The sequence below is a fragment of the Mesorhizobium sp. M2A.F.Ca.ET.043.02.1.1 genome (assembly GCF_003952405.1).
Taxonomy (GTDB): Bacteria; Pseudomonadota; Alphaproteobacteria; order Rhizobiales; family Rhizobiaceae; genus Mesorhizobium.
Map to the genome: position 1 here is coordinate 988320 of NZ_CP034445.1, position 20225 is coordinate 1008544.

18 protein-coding genes are annotated in these 20225 nt (G+C 63.7%); 2 read left to right on the forward strand and 16 right to left on the reverse strand.

What is annotated here, in order from left to right; translation table 11 throughout:
• Positions 1–67 precede the first annotated feature (67 nt).
• The 7 genes from EJ068_RS04655 to EJ068_RS04685 all read right to left on the reverse strand — a co-directional run bounded on the left by EJ068_RS04655 (position 68) and on the right by EJ068_RS04685 (position 9298).
• Complete coding sequence (locus EJ068_RS04655) at positions 68–475, reverse strand: carboxymuconolactone decarboxylase family protein (RefSeq protein ID WP_127253025.1); 408 nt, start codon at positions 473–475, stop codon at positions 68–70.
• Between the two features lie 255 nt (positions 476–730).
• Positions 731–2227 (reverse strand): sugar ABC transporter ATP-binding protein, encoded by a 1497-nt coding sequence (locus tag EJ068_RS04660; RefSeq protein ID WP_127253027.1) that lies wholly within the window; start codon positions 2225–2227, stop codon positions 731–733.
• Positions 2227–3276 carry a hypothetical protein gene (locus tag EJ068_RS04665; protein WP_127253029.1) on the reverse strand — a complete coding sequence of 350 codons (1050 nt, stop codon included), beginning with the start codon at positions 3274–3276 and terminating at the stop codon, positions 2227–2229. The genes EJ068_RS04660 and EJ068_RS04665 overlap by 1 nt, the downstream gene beginning before the upstream one ends.
• Positions 3273–5396 carry an SMP-30/gluconolactonase/LRE family protein gene (locus EJ068_RS04670; protein WP_128298243.1) on the reverse strand — a complete coding sequence of 708 codons (2124 nt, stop codon included), beginning with the start codon at positions 5394–5396 and terminating at the stop codon, positions 3273–3275. Before EJ068_RS04670 ends, EJ068_RS04665 begins: the two co-directional genes overlap by 4 nt.
• Positions 5397–5475: 79 nt before the next feature.
• Positions 5476–6501, reverse strand: a complete 1026-nt coding sequence (locus EJ068_RS04675) for a sugar ABC transporter substrate-binding protein (RefSeq protein ID WP_127253846.1) — start codon at positions 6499–6501, stop codon at positions 5476–5478.
• An 87-nt stretch (positions 6502–6588) separates the two neighbouring features.
• Positions 6589–7575: an ABC transporter permease gene (locus EJ068_RS04680; protein WP_127253847.1), complete on the reverse strand. Its 987-nt coding sequence runs from the start codon at positions 7573–7575 to the stop codon at positions 6589–6591.
• A 280-nt stretch (positions 7576–7855) separates the two neighbouring features.
• A complete protein-coding gene (locus tag EJ068_RS04685; RefSeq protein WP_127386262.1) occupies positions 7856–9298 on the reverse strand; it encodes a DHA2 family efflux MFS transporter permease subunit in 1443 nt (480 codons plus the stop codon).
• 111 nt (positions 9299–9409) lie between these two features.
• Here EJ068_RS04685 and EJ068_RS04690 point away from each other — a divergent pair, with 111 nt between their 5' ends.
• Together EJ068_RS04690 and hutH are read left to right on the forward strand one after the other, a co-directional pair.
• Positions 9410–10411, forward strand: a complete 1002-nt coding sequence (locus tag EJ068_RS04690) for an ornithine cyclodeaminase family protein (protein ID WP_127251442.1) — start codon at positions 9410–9412, stop codon at positions 10409–10411.
• Complete coding sequence (hutH, locus tag EJ068_RS04695) at positions 10408–11889, forward strand: histidine ammonia-lyase (RefSeq protein WP_127251441.1); 1482 nt, start codon at positions 10408–10410, stop codon at positions 11887–11889. The genes EJ068_RS04690 and hutH overlap by 4 nt, the downstream gene beginning before the upstream one ends.
• An 86-nt stretch (positions 11890–11975) precedes the next feature.
• Here the strand turns inward: hutH and EJ068_RS04700 are convergent, their stop codons facing one another.
• The 9 genes from EJ068_RS04700 to EJ068_RS04740 form a co-directional block, all read right to left on the reverse strand.
• Entirely contained in the window at positions 11976–12779 is an 804-nt protein-coding gene (locus tag EJ068_RS04700; RefSeq protein ID WP_129554483.1) for a 3-methyl-2-oxobutanoate hydroxymethyltransferase, read from the reverse strand.
• Between the two features lie 39 nt (positions 12780–12818).
• Positions 12819–13133: a MocE family 2Fe-2S type ferredoxin gene (locus EJ068_RS04705; protein ID WP_127251439.1), complete on the reverse strand. Its 315-nt coding sequence runs from the start codon at positions 13131–13133 to the stop codon at positions 12819–12821.
• Positions 13134–13159: 26 nt separating this feature from the next.
• Entirely contained in the window at positions 13160–14257 is a 1098-nt protein-coding gene (locus EJ068_RS04710; RefSeq protein ID WP_129554988.1) for a fatty acid desaturase family protein, read from the reverse strand.
• A gap of 15 nt (positions 14258–14272) precedes the next feature.
• Positions 14273–15187, reverse strand: a complete 915-nt coding sequence (locus EJ068_RS04715; protein WP_126081891.1) for a sugar phosphate isomerase/epimerase — start codon at positions 15185–15187, stop codon at positions 14273–14275.
• Positions 15188–15238: 51 nt separating this feature from the next.
• Positions 15239–16327 (reverse strand): Gfo/Idh/MocA family oxidoreductase, encoded by a 1089-nt coding sequence (locus EJ068_RS04720; protein WP_127251437.1) that lies wholly within the window; start codon positions 16325–16327, stop codon positions 15239–15241.
• A gap of 83 nt (positions 16328–16410) precedes the next feature.
• Positions 16411–17478 carry an ABC transporter ATP-binding protein gene (locus tag EJ068_RS04725; protein ID WP_127251436.1) on the reverse strand — a complete coding sequence of 356 codons (1068 nt, stop codon included), beginning with the start codon at positions 17476–17478 and terminating at the stop codon, positions 16411–16413.
• Positions 17478–18266: an ABC transporter permease gene (locus tag EJ068_RS04730; protein ID WP_127251435.1), complete on the reverse strand. Its 789-nt coding sequence runs from the start codon at positions 18264–18266 to the stop codon at positions 17478–17480. The genes EJ068_RS04725 and EJ068_RS04730 overlap by 1 nt, the downstream gene beginning before the upstream one ends.
• Complete coding sequence (locus EJ068_RS04735) at positions 18266–19135, reverse strand: ABC transporter permease (protein ID WP_127251434.1); 870 nt, start codon at positions 19133–19135, stop codon at positions 18266–18268. Before EJ068_RS04735 ends, EJ068_RS04730 begins: the two co-directional genes overlap by 1 nt.
• A gap of 24 nt (positions 19136–19159) precedes the next feature.
• Positions 19160–20224, reverse strand: a complete 1065-nt coding sequence (locus EJ068_RS04740; protein WP_126081886.1) for an ABC transporter substrate-binding protein — start codon at positions 20222–20224, stop codon at positions 19160–19162.
• Between the last annotated feature and the right edge of the window lies 1 nt (position 20225).

A 20225-nucleotide genomic window follows, 5' to 3' on the forward strand; every position in this document is an offset into this window, starting at 1 on the left:
ACCCCTCATCCGTCCGAGCTTCGCTCGGCCACCTTCTCCCACAAGGGGAGAAGGAAAATCCTGCGCCTCACCTCACCTCGAATTGCGGGTCGACCGGTATCTGCATGGCCGTCACCAGATGGTTCGTCTGCCCGGCGAGCCCGATGATCGACACCAACTCGCCATGCTGCGCGTCGGTCATGCCCTTGGCGCGCGCTGCGGCGGTGTGCGAATGGATGCAGTAGGAGCAACCGTTCGCAGTCGAGACGGCGATATAGATCATTTCCTTGGTCAGCGGATCGATGGCGCTGTCGGCGACCATCACCGCCTTGAGCTGCTCCCACACCCGCTTCAGCGACGCCGGATCATTGGCCAGCCCGCGCCAGAAATTGTTGACGAAATCGGATTTCCGCGTCGCCCGGATATCGTCGAACACGGCCTTCACCGCCGGGATCTTTTCGACCTCGGCGTCGGTAAAAAGCTTTGTGGTGGCCATGAGCGTTTTCCTTTCAGTTTTAGATGCTGGGATTGAATCCGGATGCTTAATAGCCTCCGATAGTCCATTCACTTGATTGGCACTTGCGCCTTTCGGCGTGGCAGGCGGCACCGGTGGGGTGTGTCGAGATTCAGGTCAGGCCGAGTCGAAAATGGTGGGCTCCGAGAACCGGAGCGGAGCGTACTTTCGTACGTGAGCACCGGAAGCGGAGGAGCTCGCCATTTGCGGCCGACCTCACCTGAATATCGGCACACCCTAGTGCACCGCCGCATACATAATCTTCTCCTCCGTAGCCTCCGCCGGAGAGAACTCCTCCACGATGCGGCCCTGGCGGCAGACAAGGATGCGGTCCGACAGGTTTATAATCTCCGGCAGGTAGGACGAGATGACGACGACGGCGAGACCTTTGTCGGCCAGCCGGTTGATGATCTGGTGGATCTCTGCGATGGCGCCGACGTCGACGCCGCGCGTCGGCTCGTCGAAGATGACGATGCGCGGCTGCTGCACCAGCCCCTTGCCGATCACCACTTTCTGCTGGTTGCCGCCGGAGAGCTCGACCACGCGCGCATTGTCGTTGATCGCCTTGATGTTGAGCGTCTTGGTCCATTCGGCCGAGAGCTGGCGCATCTCCTGCTGGTTGATCACCCAGGCCTTTTCGCGGCCGGCGGCGAGCAGGCCGCCGAACAGGTTCTCCGCAATGCCCATCGTCTCGAAGATGCCTTCGCTCTTGCGGTCCTCGGTGACATAGACGATGCCGTCGGCCACCGCCTCGCTCGGCACGAGGTAGCGTACCGGTCTGTCGTCCAATTCAATCGCGCCACCGCGCAAAAAGTCGCGCTTGTAGATGCCTGAGACGATCTTGAAAGTCTCGGTGCGGCCGGAGCCGATCAGCCCGAACACGCCGGTGATCTGGCCCTCGAAGATCGAGAAGGAATTGTTGCGCACGATGTTGCTCATCGAGATGTCCTGCACCGAGAGCACCTTCTTGCCGGCCTTGCGCAATTTCGTCTCGTCGCGCTGGCGGTAGATCTGGCCCGTCAGCGAGCGCCCGACCATAGCGGCGACGATCCTGTCGCGGTCGAAGGCGGAGGTGTCGTCGGTGATCACCAGTTCGCCGTCGCGCAAAATGGTGATGCGGTCGGCGATCATCAGAGCTTCTTCCAGCGCGTGGCTGATGAAGACGATAGAGACACCGCGCGCCTTCAGCCTCCGGATCAGCGCGAAGAAATGGCGCTTCTCCTCGGGCGTCAGCGTCGCCGTGGGCTCGTCGAATATGATGATCTCGGCATTGTGGTGGACGGCGCGCGCGATCTCGACCATCTGACGCTTGGCAGCGCCAAGCGTCGCCACCATGGCATTGGGGTCGACCGGAAAATTCAGCGACTGCAGGAATTGCTGCGCCGAGATATAGGTGCCGCGCAGCCGGTTGAGGAATTTCTCGGTACCGAGATAGAGGTTCTGCGCCACCGTCATCGACGGCACCAGGCTGGTCTCCTGGAACACCATGGCGATGCCGGCTTCCAGTGCGGCGTGTGGCGAGGCATACGCCGTCTCGACGCCCTTGTGGAACATCTTGCCCGACGTGGCGTCGACGACGCCGGCGATGATCTTGGTCAGCGTCGACTTGCCGGCGCCGTTCTCGCCGAGCAGCGCGTGGATCTCGCCCTTCCTCAGATCGAAGCTGACATTCTTCACCGCCGGCACGCCGCGATAGGTCTTGGTGACGTTTTCCAGTCGGACGATCGGTTCCATCAGAAACCTCCCGTATCGAGCGCCAGCACACAATCGCCGCCTTTCGCGGCGACGTACAGGCGGCCATCCCGTTCGGCCACGCTGCAGACGCCGTGGCGCGTGCCATTGGCGCGGCTGTGCAGGCTGAATTGCGGCTGCAGGGCCGGGTCCAGCTTCACGACGAGCCCGTAAGAGCGGCTGGGCGACCACGGCTTGTGGATGCCCATGGTGCGGATGCCGCCGCATTGCAGCGGCTCGAGGAAGCTGCGGCTGGAGGCGAGCGCGGGAGCGATCCAGTAGGCCGGCGGCACCTGATCGATCATGTCCTGGCGATAATGCGTTTCCTGCAGCACGAATTCGATCAGCCGGTTGCGTGGCGCAAACAGGGTCAGCCAGGCGCCACCATCGCCGGCCGGCGAAAGCCGCGCGGGATAGCCGGGCAGATGCGTCAGCACCGTCGAGCGGTTGCCGTTCGATCCGTCGAAGCGAACAAGCTGGTGACGCCAGCTTTCGCTGACCAGCACGTCGGCGCCGATCGGATGCAGCCCATAGGGAAAGGCGATGTCACCGGCGATCCTCTGGAAACTGATACCGCCTGCCCCGCGCCGCCACAGCGAGCCGGACGCGCCCTTCTTCATCAGGTCGGCCGCCCATTGCGAAGGCAGGTGCTGGGCCGAACCATTGGCCAGCCACAGCGTGCCGTCATCGGCATAGGCAAGCGCGGTGATGCACCTTAATTCGGCCGGCAGCGAAACCTCCTTGCCGGCAATCAGCAGCTTGCCGTTTTCCAATCCGGCAGTCAGGTCCCCCTCTGGCGACAGTGCCAGCGCGGTGACTGGCGACTGAAATGTCTCGACCACGACAGCCTCGGCACCGGCCGCGATCGCAAGGACGGCATTGCCGCTGGAGACGAGCAGCCGGCCGACCGCCGACAGCAGATTGTCCGGCTCGCTCAATTCGGCGAAGGCCGGCAGGTCATCCAGCCGCGTGTTGGGGCGGAAGGCGCCGTCGAGTGGCGGAATGGTGACCGCCTTGCCGCGAAAGACATCCAGGATCGGATCGAGGATCATGGTCTTGCTCCCCAATAGGAAGCGGGGCTGGTCCAGTTCGGGTCGGCGCCCGAAATCTTGTAGCGGCCAATGCGGTTGTTGAGGATGCCGCCGACGAACAGATAGCCCTTGTGCTCGCGCATCGACGTCACCATCGGATGCGCGTTGCCGGAAAGATCGCCGAGCGTCTCGACGATGCCGCCCTTCTCGTTGAACTTCACCACGCCGCCGGTGTTGATGTTGGGAAACAGCCATTCGTCCTGCGGCAGGCGCCGCGTCATGCGCTTGCGCATATCTGGGTGGCGTAGCGACAGGTCGAAGCTCGGCGTGCGCATGCCGAGCCAGGCCATCCAGTAATTGCCGTCCGACGCGCGATTGATGTTATCGGGATAGCCTGGCATGTCGCGGATGACGCATTCGGCGGTGCCGGCCTTCGGCCCTTCCAGCCAGTAGCGATGCACGCGGCAGGCCCAGCTTTCGGCGAAGAACAGCGACTTGCCGTCATGCGCCATGCAGACCCCGTTGGTGTAGCGATAACCGTCGAGCAGCGTCTGCGTCGAGCCGTCCTTCGGATCATAGACCAGCAGGCGTCCGGTGGCGCGGTTCTCGATCGAGTCCAGCGCCCAGTCATGCGCGTCATAGCGCTTGGTGGAATCCGTGAAATAGATGCGGCCGTCCGGCGCGATGTCGCAGTCGTTCGGGTCGCGCAGGCGCGCATCATCGACGATCGAGGTCCAGGAGCGCGACGTTTCGGCCGAAAGGCGCTTCACCTCGCGCTCCGGCGAGACCGAATAGAGCCCCATGGCGCCGACGCAGCTGATCAGATTGCCTTCTCTGTCGAAAGCAAGGCCCAGCGGAAAGCCGCCGATATGGGCAAACACTTCCGACTTCACATAGTCCGGCGCGAAGAAGCGAACGATCTCGCCGTGGCGTGTGCCGCAATAGAGATGGTCGTCACGATCGACGATAACATCTTCCGGTCCCTCCAGCTCGCCGAGCCCGATATGGTCCGCTGCCGACAGCCGGTTGTCGAGCTCGTAGGGCGTGCCGGAGCCGGGCGCGGCCGATTGCGTCTCGCCCATCTTGAGATAGACCGGCGCGACATAGACCTCGTTCAGCACCTTGTGTCGGTTCTTCAGCCAGCGGATGTCGATGGTGACGGCGACCGCGAGCAGGATGCCGAGCACCATCTGGTTGGTGCCGGTGCCGTAGCCGAGCCGGATCAGGCCGTTGGTCATGGTGAGCACGATGATGGCGCCCATCAGGCCCTTGACCACAGAGCCTCGCCCGCCGCCGAGGCTGACGCCCCCGACCACCGCCGCCGTCAGCGCCATGATTTCCAGGTTGAGGCCGGTGCCCGGGCCCGCCCCGCTCAGACGGCAGGCGATGAGGAACCCGCCGATCGATGAGCAGAAGCCGGAAAAGACATAGGTCATGAAGACGGTGCGGCGCACGCGGATGCCGGCATTGTGCGCCGAGCGCCGCGAGCCGCCCACCGCCAGCACGTGCCAGCCCGGCCGCGAGCGCGTCAGCGCGATATGCGTGACGATGGCGAGGATGACGGCCAGCCAGACCGAAACCGACAGGCCCCAGAATGTCCCGTCGCCGATGAAATCGAGCACGTCGGACGAGGCCTGGGAAAGCTGCACGTCGGCGGCATAGGTGCTGACCAGTATGTCGAACAGCGCCCGCCCGAAGATGAAGGTGACCAGCGTGGTGAGAAACGCGCGCAGCCTCAGATAGCCGACGAGGTAGCCGTTGATGGCGCCGAAGACCAGCCCGGTGGCCAGCGCCGCGGCCAGGGCCAGCCAGATCGACTGTTCGAGGATGAAGAAGACATAGACGGCGGAAAAGCAGGACAGCGCGAAGATCGAGCCGACCGAGAGGTCGATGCCGCCGCCCAGCATCACCACCGTCATGCCGATGACCACCAGCGAGAATTCGCCGAGCTGGCGCGTCGATTCCTGCAGCGAAGTGAGCTTGAAGAAACCCGGAATGATCGAGCCGAACACGCCGAGCGTCGCCACCAGCGCCAGGAAAGGTATGGCGTTGTCGGTCCAGCGCTTGGTCAGGATCTCCCCGACCAGATGGTCGGGCACGAGATTGTAGCGCCAGGCCTGGAGGCGTTCACGAAAAGTCATCGGCGGCTGCTGTCATCAACGGGAAAAGAGGTGGCCGGAACGATCCGGTTACCTCGTGGATGCGTTCGGGCGGCGCGCCTTATTTCGCCGCGGCTTCGGCCTGCAGCGCCTTCAGGTCCCAACAGCTGTCGGGCTTGAGATCCGCCTTGGTCGTCGCCTTCTCCAGCGTGTAGATGTAGGTGTGCGATGTGCCGGCCGGCTGGCCGCTCTGCAGCAAAAACTTGATGATGGCGTTCATGTCGCCCGACTGGCGGGCAAGATCGGTCATCACCACGGCGCCGTAGGTGCCGTCGTTCAGCTTGTCGCAGTCGGCCGCCTTCTCGCCGCCGCCGGTGGTGACCAGGAACACCTTGCCGTCGAGCTTGGCGTCGCGGATCGCGGCGGATGCCCCGGTCGCGTCGCCATCCCAGAAATCGATGATCGAGCAGATGTCGGGGTGCTGCTGCAGCATCGTCGTCGTCACGTTGCGCGAGGTGGTCGCGTCCCAATTGGAATCCGGCTTGGCGACGACCTGGAAGTCGGGATGCTTCTCCAGCACCTTCATGATGCCGGCATACTGGTAGAGGCTGGACGAGTTCGCCTGGTCGCCCTGCACAAGACCGATCTTCTTGGACGAATTCTCGCCGCAGCCCTTGATGGCCGCTCCCGCTTCGAGCTGGCCGAGCTTGTCCCAGTCGCTGCCGACGAAGGCATCGGCCGGGAAGTTGGCCGGATTGTCGACCAGGATCACATAGGTGCCGGCGGCCTGCGCCTTCTTCATCAGCTTCGAATAGGAGTTGAGGTCCGGCGCGTGGATGATCAGAACATCCGGCCTTGTGTCGGAAGCGATGGCGTCGGTGATCGCCTGCGCGCCGGCATCGACCACCCAGTTCGGATCGCGGGTCTCGAAGGTGCCACCCCAGGCCTCGACTTCCTTCTTCAGGTAATGCGCCCAGCCTTGCGCCAGGTCGAAACCCATCGCCAGCGGCACCAGCATGACGCGCTTGCCGTTGAGCGCCTTGGCATAGGCGGCGGGACCTGGATCGTCGGCGGCGAAACTCGGCGCCGCGAAGGCGGTAACGGCGAGCGCCGTGGCGGCGGCCATCAATGTTCTCAGTAGTCTCATGTCACACCTCTGGTTCGGTTTTCATTGCCGGGCGATCGTCACGATCGCTCCGGGTACCCCAGAGCAGGATGGGCTGGCCCATCTGCTCTAAATATCGCCCTGTTGCGCGGTCTGCTCGTCGCGCGGGTTGATGATGCCGTCGACGATGATGGCTCCGAGCAGGATCGCCGCCTTGATCAGGTTCTGGTAGAGCAGCGGAATGTCGATGATGGTCATGGCGTTGAGCAGGATGCCGATCAGCGCCGCCCCCACCAGCACGTTGCGCACCCCGCCCCTGCCGCCGGATAGGCCGATGCCGCCGATCACCGCCACCAGCACGATGTCGTAGAGCAGGGTCGAATTGACGACGCGCGTGTTGATCGAATGCAGGCTGGCCGCTGTGAGCAGGCCGGCGATCAGCGCCACCACCGCCGAAAGCGCGTAGCGCAGCACCAGCATGGGGCGCACCGGAATGCCGATGTTGCGCGCCGCGACCGGGTTGTCGCCGGCGAAATAGATGAAGCGGCCCCATTTGGTGTAGCGCAGGAACAGGAAGACCAGGAACGCCAGTCCGGCAAAGACGAAGACCTCGACCGGGATGTCGAGGAAGCGCACGCCGCCGAGCAGCTCCACCCAATGGCCCTGCGGCACCGGAACGGCATCCTGCGTGATCAGTTGCGAGCGCACATAGCCGAAGACGAAGGAGCCGGTGGCCAAAGTGACGAAGATCGCCGGCACGTCGGCATAGGCGACGAGAAAGCCGTTGAGCAGGCCGATGGCTAAAACGCCCGCCAGCACATAGGCGAAAGCCAGCCCGTCGGAGGCGCCGGTGTTGAGCAGTTGCAGGTACCAGGCGACCGACATCGCCATGATCGCCACCGCCGACAAATCGATGCCGCGGCCGATGATGACGACCGCCATGCCGAGCGCAAGGATGCCGAGCACGGACACCGACCGGACGATTGCCACCAGATTGTCGGCGGTCAGGAACCCGGGCAGGCTGAGCGCTGCAGCAGCGAACAGAAGGATGGCGATGGCAAAGACAATGCCTTCCTGATTAAGGCGCCTCCAGTTCGGCCAGCCGATCGCGTTCATCGCTTTTGTCTTTCGCCCCGATGGCAAGTCCTGCAAGCCGCCATCCCGCACGAAAGCTAATCGGCTCAACAGCGGCTCGTCAAATGAATCCGCGTCCAAGAACCGGGCCCCTCCGACTATTTTCCGAGTGGACGCATCGATTGCCGTAACTGGCGCAATAGGCGGAAACTCTTGGGCTTTTTGGCGGCTCGTTGCCCCGATCACGCGGCTCGCGGAAGAACCCGTTCGAGGGCGACGCGGCCGGCGGAATTTGAGTCCGCGAAATCCCCCCGGCGCGACCTCAATTGTTCGTCGAATGCCCCGAAACCTCGGCGCCGGCATTGGGCGGCAGAACCAGGAAGCGCATCGCCGCGGCAAGACCAAGCAGACCGATCGCGACGAAGGTGATTCTGAAGTCGACGAGGTCGGGCAAGGCTTCGCCCCTGACGATCTGCGACAGGTTGAGGATCGCCGCCGCGATCGCCACGCCGAACAGCATCGAGATCTGCTGCAGCATGCTCGAGAGCGCGGCCGCCGAGCTTCGCTGCGGCGCGCCGATATCGGCGAAGGCGAGCGTGTTCAGCGCCGTGAACTGCATCGAGCGCGTCAGACCGGCGACCAGCATCAGCGACACCACCAGCACCTGCGGCGTCTGTGGCGAGATCGCGCCGCAGGCCATGATCGCCAGCGATGCGATCGCCCCGTTCACCACCATGACGGTGCGAAAGCCGAAGCGCCTGAGCGTCGGCGTCGTGACCGTCTTCATGCCGAGATTGCCGAGGAAATAGGCCAGCACCAGCAGGCCGGCATCGACCGGACGCAGGCCGAAGCCGACCTGGAAGAGCAGCGGCAAAAGGAAGGGCGTGGCGTTGATGGCGACACGGAAGACCGTGCCCGCGGCAAGTGTCGAGATGGCGAAGGTCAGCACCTTGAAGGCCGAAAGGTCGAGCAGCGGATGCCGGGCCTGCAAGAGATGGCGAACGGCGAACCAGCCGACCACGATGCCAATGCCGATGGAGCCTATCATCGGCAGCAGGCCGTCCTCGGGATGCGCCAGGCGTTCGAGCCCGTAAAGCATCACCGCAAGGCCGAGCGAGGTGAGGAAAAAGCCAGGCCAATCGAATGGCTTCGCCTCGGAATCGCGGTCGCCCGGCACGAAGCGGGCAACCAGGGCAAGTCCGGCCAGCCCCAGCGGCGCGTTGATGAAGAAATTCCAGTGCCAGGAGAGATAGGTGGTGATGAAGCCGCCAAGCACCGGCCCGACCACCGGCGCGAACAAAGCCGGCCAGGTGATCAACGCCGTCGCGGCGATCAGCTCGGATTTCTCGGCGTTGCGCAGCACCAGGATGCGGCCGACCGGCGTCATCAGCGCGCTGCCCAGGCCCTGCACGATGCGAGCGGCGACGAACTCCGTCAAGCTCTGCGAAAAGCCACAGGCAACCGAAGCCAGCGTGAACAGCGCGATCGCCAGGAGGAAAATATTGCGCGCGCCAAAACGGTCGGCAAGCCAGGCCGACAGCGGCACGAACACCGCCATGGTCAGCATATAGGCGGTGATGCCGATGCTCATCGCCACCGCCGGCACGCCGAAGGAATGGCCCATCTGCGGCAGCGACGTCGAGATGATCGTCGAATCGAGCAGCTGCATGAAGAAGGCGACCGCCACGATCAGCGCGACACGACGCGCCTGGCCCGCGGAATCTCCGGACGGGGACACGGCTGCGTTGTCGGGGATGCTGGTCATGACGCGCTGGTTGAACAGCATAAGCCCGGTCCAGTCCAGAGCTTATCCAACAAACTTTCGTGTCGCGTCTCTGCCTGTTATGGAAGAGCGCGGGCCGGCCGAGGGAAACGCATGAAGCCTATCTACATCGACTACCTCAATGCTCTCGACATCGAAGCGCTTGCCATGACCGACGCCGAGATCATCGGCGCCGTCGAAGCCGGGCTCGTCGCGCAGGGCAAGGGCCAGATCGTTATCGAGCCGCGCGTCCATCTCGAGCCGGATCCCTCCTTCCACGGCCACTTCAACGTGCTGCGCGGCTATGTGGCGCCGCTCGACACCGCCGGCGTGAAGATCGTCGGCGACTATGTCGACAATTACATGCACGGCCTGCCGTCGGAATTCGGCATCCTCAATCTTTTCGATCCGCGCACCGGCACGCCGCGCGCCATTCTCGACGCCACCGTCATCACCGACATGCGCACGGGCGCGGTCACCGCCATCGGCGCCAAGCATCTGGCGAAGAAGTCGGCAAAAGTGCTCGCCCATATCGGCGCGCGCGGCACCGCCTATTGGAACGTACGGCTGCTCGACCACCTTTTCGACTTCGACGAGATCCGCGTCCATTCGCGCCGGCCCGAAAGCCGTGACGCCTTCGCCGCGAAGCTCGCCGCCGACCTCGGCAAGCCGGTCCTGGCCGTGGCCAACTGGAAAAGCTGCGTCGAAGGCGCCGACATCGTCGTCGAGGCCTCGCGGCTGCCGGAGCCGCAGCCGCTGCTCAAGACCGAATGGATCAAGCGCGGCGCGCTGGTCGTGCCTTATGGCACGATGAGCGCGGTCGAGCTGTCGCTCACCGACATCATGCAGAAGATCGTCGTCGACGACTGGGGCCAGTGCAAGGGCGGCAAGTTCGGCTCGTTGCGCGCCCATGTCGAGACGGGACGGCTGAGCGAGGCGACTTTGCACGCCGAACTCGGCCAGATCGCGGCCGGCCTGAAGCCGGGCCGGCAAAGCGATGGCGAGACGATACTGTTCTGGCATCGCGGCCTCTCGCTCTCCGACATCGCGCTCGGCAAAGCGATGCTCGCCAAGGCCGGCGAAAACGGCATCGGCCAGAGGCTGCGCTTCGCATGAGCCCGCTCGTTCTCACCGGCGCCGGCGTCAGCATTGAGGATGTGGTTGCCGCCGCGCGCAATGCCTGCAAGGTCGAGGTCACGCCGCCGGTCATCGAGAAGCTCGGCAAGGCGCGGAAAGTCCTCGACGAGGCCGCCGCCAGCGGGCAGCAGATCTATGGTCTGAACACTGGGCTCGGCGCCAATCTCGGCACAGCGGTGGAAGGTGATGCCAGCGCCTTCCAGCGTCAGCTTCTCGATGGGCGTGGCGCCGCAGTCGGGGAAGCCTTGCCGATTCAGACCGTGCGAGCGGTGATGTTTGCCCGCATCGCTATGCTTTCCGCAGGCGGCTCCGGTCTCTCGCCGCACGTGTTCACGGCACTCGTCGAAGCCCTCAATGCCGGCGTCCATCCGGTCATGCCGTCGCTGGGCTCGATCGGCGCCGGCGACCTGGTGATGATGACGGCGATCGCGCACACGCTGATCGGTGAAGGCGACGCCGACTACCAGAGCCGTCGCATGCCCTCTGCCAAGGCGCTGATGATGGCGCGTCTGGCGCCGGTCAGTCTGGCGCCGAAGGACGGTCTGTCGCTGATCAATGCCTCGGCGGTCTCGGCTGGCGCCGGCGCGCTGGCGCTTGTCGACGTCCTGTCGGCGATGGAACAGCAGCAACAGGCCGGCGCGCTGACCATGGAGGCGCTCGGCGCGAACCGCACCATTCTGGACCCGCGCCTGCATGTGGCCCGCCCTGCGGCATGCCAGGCGCTGGCCGCAAAGACGCTGCGCGAGCTGCTCGCGCGCGACCATGAACCGGCGCCGACCACCATTCAGGATCCGCTCTCGATCCGCTGCATGCCCTCGATTCACGGCGCGCTGATCCAGGCGATCGATCACGCCAGGCTGGCGGTCGAGATCGAGTTGAACGCGGCCGCCGACAACCCGCTGGTGCTTGCGGAGGACGCGCTCGTGCTGTCGACCGGCAATTTCCATACCTCGTCGCTGGCGCTCGCTTTCGAGACGCTTGGCCTTGCGATTGCGCAATGCGCGGCAGCCTGCGCCGCCCGTTTCATCCAGCTCACCGGCTCCAGCCGCCACGGCCTGCCAAAATATCTGTCGCCGATCGGCGGCGCATCAGCCGGCTTCGTGCCGTTGCAGAAAACGGTCACGGCAATCCTCGCCGGCATCCGCCAGAAGGCCAATCCAGCAATGCTCGACTTCCTGCCGGTGTCAGAGGGCGTCGAGGATCACGCCACCCAGACACCGCTCACCATCGCCAAATGTGCCGAGATGATCGTGCTGTGGCGGCGTCTGATCGCGTTGGAGCTGATGGCGGCGGCCCAGGCCGTGGATCTGCGCGAAGGGTTGGTGCTGGCGCCGGCAACCGGGGTGGTCCACGCAGCGGTCCGCTCTCATGTCGCGACGCTCAAGGAAGACCAGTCGCTGGGGACCAGTGCCAACACACTCTACGCTGCGCTCGCCGACGGAACATGGCGAGCCTAAAGCATGTCTCCCGACAAGTGGGCCCGGTTTCGGGATAAAGATATGCTTAAAATTGGAAACTTAAAGCAGCACCTATCGCCGCCCGTTCAGGGTTTTGCCTCAACCTTCTTCATGAAGAGGGTGAGCTCGTCCGGATCCATGTGCACGATGTGCCTGTCTTCCGGATAGGCGCCGCTGTTGACGTCGGCGACATATTCGGAAAACGCCGCGATGCGCTCCTGCTGCAGCCGGTCATATTCGGCTGCGAAGTTCCGGTAGACTTTCGAGTGGCGCGGCATGTGACCGCGATTGGCGCCAAGGATATCCTCGGCGAACACGTATTGGGCATCGCAGCCCGTGCCCGCGCCCATCGACAGCATGATCAGCGCGGTGCGCTCGGAGATCGCCTTCGCCACTTCCACCGGCACGACCTCGATTTCGGCGCCGATCGCCCCGGCGGCTTCCAGCTGCTTCACCGCCTCGAACACCTGCATGGCCGTATCGGCGGTCTTGCCGACAGCCTTGAAGCCGCCGGTCCAGGTCGCGCGGGAGGGAATGAGGCCGACATGGCCGATAACGGGGATGGCGTCGTCGGCCATACGCTTGATCGTGGCATAGCCGGCGCTGCAATAGACCGCGTCGGCGCCGGCCTTGTAGAGCCTGAAAGCCCAACGCAGGAAATCGTCCGCCGTGCCGATCTCGAAGAAATTCTCGCCGGGCATGGTGAAGAGGCTGGGCGCCGCGTCGCGATATTGCGGATTGAGCACCAGTTCTGGCGTCACCGAGACGATGTCCACCCCTGCCCGCTCGGCAGCCTCGGCCTCGTCCAGCGTCAGAACGCGCAGCATGGTCAATTGCCGCTTGCCCTTCATGGCGCGCAGATCGGCGACAGTCGGTCTCTTTCGGCTCATCGGACTTCGGTTCCCTCTATGTGTTGCGGCGCGTTGCTGTCAGCCGATATCGATCATCACCTTACCGGCCTCGACCTTGACCGGATAGGTTCTGAGGTTGACGCAGACCGGCGCGCCCTTGGCCTGGCCGGTCTTGTAGTTGAAGCGGCCATTGTGCTTGGGGCATTCGATGATGTCGTCCATCACCAGCCCGTCGGCGAGATGCGCTTTCTCATGAGTGCAGAACCCGTCGGTTGCGAAGAAAGTGTCCTCCGGCGAGCGGTAGATCGCGAAGCTGCGGCCGCCATGGTCGAAGCGGATCACATCCTCCTCGTCCACGTCGTCCACAGCGCATGCTTCGACCCAGTCCGCCATCGTCTATCTCCGAGTTGCCGCAGCGCCTATTCGGCGGCCGCGGCCGTTATGTCGAGATCATGGAACTCGCCGCGATAGGACTTGGCCGTCGGCGGCAATTCGCGCCTGAGGTAAAAGTCCTCGTATTTCAGCTGGCGGAGTAGCACCGGCCAGACCTCGCGATAGGCGTGCCACATCGAAGGGTTCGTTACCGGCAGATCGTGCTTGATCAGCTCATGCAGCCTCGGCAGCGCGTGGTAGGGCACCATCGGGAACATATGATGCTCCACATGGTAGTTCATGTTCCAGTAGATGAACCGGCTGATCGGGTTCATGTAGACGGTGCGCGTGTTGAGCCGATGGTCGGTGACGTTGTCGGCTAGCCCAATATGCTGCAGCAGCCCCGTCAGCACCATGTGCCAGGTGCCGTAGAGGCGCGACAGCCCGATCAGCACCAGCGGTATCCATGAACCAAGCGCGATGGCGACAGCGATCGTCGCTGCGTAAACCAATATGTGCCATCGCGCCGCGGTCACCGCCTTGTGCTGCTCCATCTGCGGGATGTAGCTCTTCTCGTCCCCCGACAATATGGCGAAGGCTTGGCGCACCAGCGTCGGCAGCGAATAGCGGAAGTCGAGGATGCCGGTGAAGGCCAAAGCCGCCTTGATGAGGTCCGGCGGCCGCATCACCGCGATCTCGGCATCGCGGCCGACGATGATGGTGTCGGTGTGATGGCGCGCATGGCTCCAGCGCCACTGCACCGGATTGCGCATCAGCATGAAGGAAGCGATGTGGTAGACGACATCGTTCATCCAGCGCGTGCGGAAGGCGGTGCCGTGGCCGCATTCGTGCCAGCGCGAGTCGCTCGACGAGCCGTAGAGCACGCCATAGACGAACAGGAACGGCACGACCCACCACGTGCCCCAGAACCAGACGATGCCGACTGCCGAGCCCAGGATCGCGGCGATCCAGATGATGGTATCGCGGATCGCCGGCCCGTCCGAGCGCTGCATCAATTCCTTCATGGTCTTGCGCGGTACATCCGTGTGGTACCACTCGGCCGAGGCGAGCCCGGTCTCGATCGCCCGGCGCGTGCTTTCGCCGACAAGGCTGTAGTCGCGCTTGGTGCTGGACGCCGTCGTCATCATCCCTCCCCGCAATCAAAGCCCGTTCGCACGGAATTTGCCGTCGAGGAATGTCTTTGCGCGCGGCACGTCATCCTCGGTCAGATGCTCGATGATCACCGGGATGTTCGGATGCTTCTCGCTGAGCCGCTTGAGATAGAGATCGTAGTTCAGCGCGCCCAGCCCCGGCGCCGGTAGCTCGATCTCGCCGACGCCGCGGAAGGTCAGTCCCTCATGCGCGTCCGCGTCGCCGATATCGGCATGCTTTTCGCTCTTGTCGCCGCCCGAACGCTTCACGTCCTTGGCATGCGCGATTTTGATCTTGTCGGTCAGCGTGTTGAACACCTGGTTCAGCACCTGGTCCATGCGGTCGATGTTGTGCGCCTCGAAATAGTTGGTCGGATCCATCAGCAGGCCAAGTCCGGGATGATCGACCTGCGCGAACATTTTCACCGTCTCCTCGACCGAGCCGACGACATTGTTGACATAGGTCTCGAGCAGGAACACCGCGCCGTGGTCGTAAGCCGTCCGGGCGAGGTCGGAGATCACCTTGCGGCATTCCTCGAAGCCTTCTTCGGTCTTGTTCCTGGGGTGATGCACCCAGTCGGACTCGGTGTTGTAGGTGCCGGTCTCCGAAATCACATAGGGAGAACCGAAGTCGCGCGCGTTGCGGATGATCTCCTTGAGATAGGCAAGCCGCCTTTCCCGTTCTCCCTTCTCCGGATGGATGATGTTGGTGTAGCCGGACACGCAGCAGACCGGCAGGTTATGGTCGCGAAACGTGTCGCGCACCGTCCTCGCCTTGTCCTTGGTGATCTGCCCGGCCGACAGGTCGATATCCTTGAAATGCAGGTCGAGCTGCACGGTGTTGAAACCGAGCGCCCGGATGCGCCTTGCCGATTCCTCCAACTCGTAGGGAAAATAGCCTGTGAAGATACCTGCCTGCATCATGTGGTGAAGTCCTCCGGGTAAGCGATTCAGTTGCCGCGTCTTTCGGCTGCCTCAGTCGACGCGGATTTCGGACAGCTTGACGGTACGGCCCTCGGCCATGGACCGGTAGCCGGCCTCGACCAGCGCCATGGTTCTGACGTTGTCGGCAACCGACAGCGCCGGCGACGTGCCGGTCTTCAAGGCATATTCCAGTTGCTCCATGACGCCAATGAAGGCGTGCGGGAACCACATCGTCTCCCAGCTTGGGCTGACCCATTTCCCGCCCGTCGTCTCGGTCGAGGCATAGGTCAGCGTCGAGGCGACGCCCTTCGGCCAGCCGATCGTGCCCTTGGCAACGCCCTTGGTGCCGTCGACGCGCCAGGCGATGTGCTGGTCGTCGTCGTAGCCTTCCTGGCGCGGACCGGACCAGACATCCTCCAGCGATACAGCGAGCACGCCGGAAGGAAAGCGCAACGTCGACACCGTGATCCCGTCGGAATGGTCGAATTTCGTGCGCGGGTCCTTGCGCGTCAGCGTGGTGATCTCGTCCGGATCGCCAAACAGGAAACGCAGCACGTCGAGATGATGCACGCTCATATTGGCGAGCGTCAGCCGGTCGTAACCGGCCAGGAAGGTCTGCCAATGCGGGATCGCGTGCATGTCGATCTCGGCAAAGACGATCTCGCCAAGCGCGCCGCTGTCGATGATCTGCTTCAGAACGCGCATCGACTGGTCGTAGCGCATGTTCTGGTTGACCGAGAGGATCTTGCCGGAGGCAACCGCCTCGTCGTGCAGCCTCACCGCTTCCTCGACCGAAAGCGCCAGCGGCTTCTGCGCCAGGATCGCCTTGATATGCGGCTGCTTGAGCGCATGGCGGATCAGCGCCGGCTGCTGGTCGGGAGGAAAAGCGAGGTCGACGATCTCGACTTGGCTGTCCTCGATCAATTGCTCCGGCGTGTCGTGGACGGTCGGGATATGCCAGCGATCCGCCACCTTCGCGGCATTCGCCTTGGTCCGGGAAGCGATCGCCACCACCGGAAAGCCGGCCTGCGCATAGGCGGCGAGATGGCATTCGGCCATGATCATGCCGGCGCCGATGCAGCCGATCCGGTAGTCCTTGACCCGGACCTTTACGTCCGGCTCGAAACCCGTGCTCGCCATCCATTCCTCCCATCGAGGACTGGATATAACGCGATGGTCCGGGCGTCAGCCAAGGCCAGCGCCATCATTTCCCATCAGCGCTATCAAGCGGCCGCGATCAGCACCGTGCTGTCCGGCGACCAGCTAAGCACGACCGGCTGACCTTCAGCCAACCTTTCGGCGCCGGTGTTCTGGACGATCACCTTCAGCGTCTGGCCATCGCGGTCGACGAAATAGGTGCTGTTGTTGCCGGCGAAGATGCGCTTCGAGACCTGCCCAGTGAGCATGTTGGCACCGACTGGATCGGGCTTTGCCGCACCGGTCGAAATCCGGATGCGTTCCGGCCGGACCGCGCAGCTCGCCTTGGCGCCGGCCGGCACCGAGGCGCCTGTCGAAGCCGCGATCGTCGTGCCGTCGGGCAGCTTGATCCCGGAGCCGGTGGCATTGCCGCGAAAGATGTTGGCGTCGCCGAGGAAGGTCGCGGCGAACTCGCTTTGCGGCCTGTCGTAGATCTCTTCCGGCGGTCCTTCCTGCACCAGCCGGCCGTCACGCAATATGCCGATGCGGTCGCTCATCGTCAGCGCCTCTTCCTGGTCGTGGGTGACGAAGATGGTGGTGATGCCGATCTCGCGCTGAATGCGCTTCAGCTCGATCTGCATGTCGACGCGCAGCGCCTTGTCCAACGCGCCGAGCGGCTCGTCGAGCAGGAGCACGCGCGGCTTGGTGACGATGGCGCGCGCCAGCGCCACGCGTTGGCGCTGGCCGCCGGAAAGCTGGTGCGGCTTGCGCCCGCCGAGCTTGCCGAGCTGCACGAGATCGAGCGCGCGCTGCACTTCCTTAGCGATCGTCGCCTTCGGCTCGCCGCGCACCGAGAGGCCGAAGGCGACATTGTCGGCGACGCTCATATTCGGGAACAGCGCATAGTTTTGGAACACCATGCCGATGCGGCGTTTCTCGACCGGCACGCGCTCGACGCTTTCGCCGCCGATGGCGATGCGGCCGCTATCGGGAAAATCGAAGCCGGCGATCTGGCGCAGCAGCGTGGTCTTGCCGCTGCCGGACGGTCCGAGCAGCGCATAGAAGCCGCCATCAGCGAAATCGATCGAGACGTTATCCAACGCCTTGTGCGCGCCGAAACTGCGGGAGACGTTCGCGACCTGGACGCCAGCCATTATTTCTCTCCGCCGAATTTGAAGAAGCGCGCCGTAAGCAGCATCAGCGCCATCGACACGACGATGATGATCGTCGAGACCGCATTGATCTCGGGCGTGAAACCCTTGCGGATTGCGGCGTAGATCTCGACCGGCAGCGTCGTTTGGCCGGGCGTCGACAGGAAGTAGGAGACGACGAACTGGTCGAACGACACGGCGAAAGCGAACAGCCCGCCGGCGATCACGCCCGGCATGATCCAGGGCAAGGTCACGCGCATGGTCACCTGCCATTGATTGGCGCCGAGCGAGCGCGCCGCCTCCTCCAGTTCCGGCGCGAAGGTCTGCAGCCGGGCCGACACAACGACGATCACATAGGGCAGCGCCAGCGCGACATGGCCGAGCAGGATGGCGATGAGCCCGCGGCCGATTCCCACGCCGAAGAAGAAGATCAGCATCGCCGTGCCGGTGATCAGCCATGGAATGGCGATCGGCGGGAAGAGCAGCGCCTGCAGGACTTTCTTGCCACGGAAGTCGTAGCGATAGAGCGCGAGCGAAGCCATCGAGCCGAGCACCGTCGAGATCAAAGTGGTGATGATTGCGATCTCGATGCTGTTCCAGGTCGCCGCGATCAGCTGGTCGTTCTGCCAGAGCGAGGCGTACCAGTCCGTCGTCCACTCGAACGGCAATTGGTAGAAGGGCGAGGCGTTGAAGGACATCGCCGCCATGATGATGATCGGCAGATAGAGGAAGCCGAGCAAAAGCACGATGTAGAAACGCCCGAGCCATTCGAGGATGCGCGTCGTCGCCATCAGCCGGCCCTCCGCAGGACGGGCGCGGCCAGCGCCAGGATGATCAGCACGACCGCGAGCAGGATGAAGGAGAGCGCGGCGCCCAGCGGCCAGTTGAACACGGCGACGAACTGATCCTCGATGACCGTGCCGTAGAAGGTGCCGGTGCGCCCACCGAGGATGCGCGGCTCCATGAAGGAGCCGACCACCGGCACGAAGATCAGCGCCGCTCCCGCGATCAGCCCAGGCATCGACAGCGGGATGATCACCCGCCACAGCACCTGCCGCCGCGACGCGCCGAGCGAGCGGCCGGCCTCGATCAGCGAGTCGTCGATCGCCTGCAGCGTGAGATAGCAGGTCAGCACCATGTAGGGCACATAAGAGTGCACCAGGCCGATGATGACGGCCGGATAGGAATACATGAGATCGATGTTGATCTTGAACGGCAGCACCGCGTTGAGCGCCGTGTCGAGAATGCCGCCTTCGCGCAGCACCATGGCCCAGGAGAAGATGCGCACCAGCCCGTTCGACCAGAAGGGCAGGATGACGAGCAGGAAGATCGCTTCGCGGCTGCGCCCTTTGAGCACCTTGGCCAGCACATAGGCCGCCGGATAGCCGATGACCACGCACCACAGCGTGACTTCGAGCCCGAGCCGCAGCGAGGCGAACAGAAGCGTCGAGTAGAGGCTCTGCGAGAAGAAGGCGGCGTAATTGCCGAGCGTGAACGACCATTCCTTTCCGGCCAGCGGCAGGTCGGTCATGAAGGAGAAGAAGACCATGGCCGACAGCGGCAGGAAGATCGCCACCGTCAGCCACAGATAGGCGGGTAGGAGAAGCGGCAGCGCCGGCTTCAGTCCGCGGCGCGAACCGATCGCAAGCTGGTCAGCCATTGCCTCTCCTCCCCGAATGACGCCTTACTTCACGTTGACCTTCAGCTCCTGCCACAGCGCCAGATACTTCTCGCGCTGCTCGTCGGTGACCGGCGCCTGGAACTGGATGCGCTTGGCGACATCCGGGCTGCCCATGACCTTGCGGTTGAACGCATCCTCCGGCAGCGCGTCGACCGCCTTGGTGTTGGCCGAAACCGGCGCGCCGACCTTGGTGACCCATTCGACGTAGAACTTCGGATCGATCATGTAGTTGATGAAGGCCTCGGCGCCGGCGACGTTTTTCGAGCCGACGGGAATCGAGAAGGCGTCGAGCCAGGCGACGGCGCCCTCTTGCGGGATGACAAGGGAGACCGGCAGCTTGAAATGCGTCTTGGCACGGTCGGCCGAGCCGCTCCAATAGGTGCCGATGTCGATCTGGTTGGAGGCGACCATCTGGTTCCAGTCGTTCTCCGAGCTCCAGAACGTCTTGATTTGGGGCATCAGCGAGGTGAGCTTCGCCTTGACCGCGTCCATATCCTTGATGTCGTTGATGTTCTGACCCGACGCGATCGCGCCGAACTGCACCGCCTCGACGGCGTCGTCGCGGATGATGACGCGGCCCTTATGCGCCGGGTCCCACATTTCGGCGATGCTTGTCGGCGGCTTTTCGAAGGACTTTTCGTTGATGGCCAGAGCCGTCAGGCCCCACACCCACGGCACGCCATAGACCTTGCCGTCATGGTTGAGCATCGGCGAGCCGGCCTTGTCCTTGGCGATGTCGGCATAGTTGGAGAGTTTCGAGACGTCGATCGGCTGGATCAGCTTGCCGGCCATCGCCTGGTCGTTGAAGGCGGCGTTGATCATGACGACGTCATAGAGGCCGGGATTGGTGCGGATCTTGGTCAGCATCTCCTGTTCGGAGTTGAAGAAGTCATTGACCACCTTGAAGCCGGTCGCCTTCTCGAAATTGGCGACCGCCCACGGCTCGTCGGCGCCGTAACCTTTCCAGTTGAGCACATGCACTTCCTCAGCGGCCTGTGCTGCCAGCGTGAAAGCGGAGACGAAGACGGCGGTGGCCGTCAGAAAAGCGGTCAGTCTGGGCATGCGCATG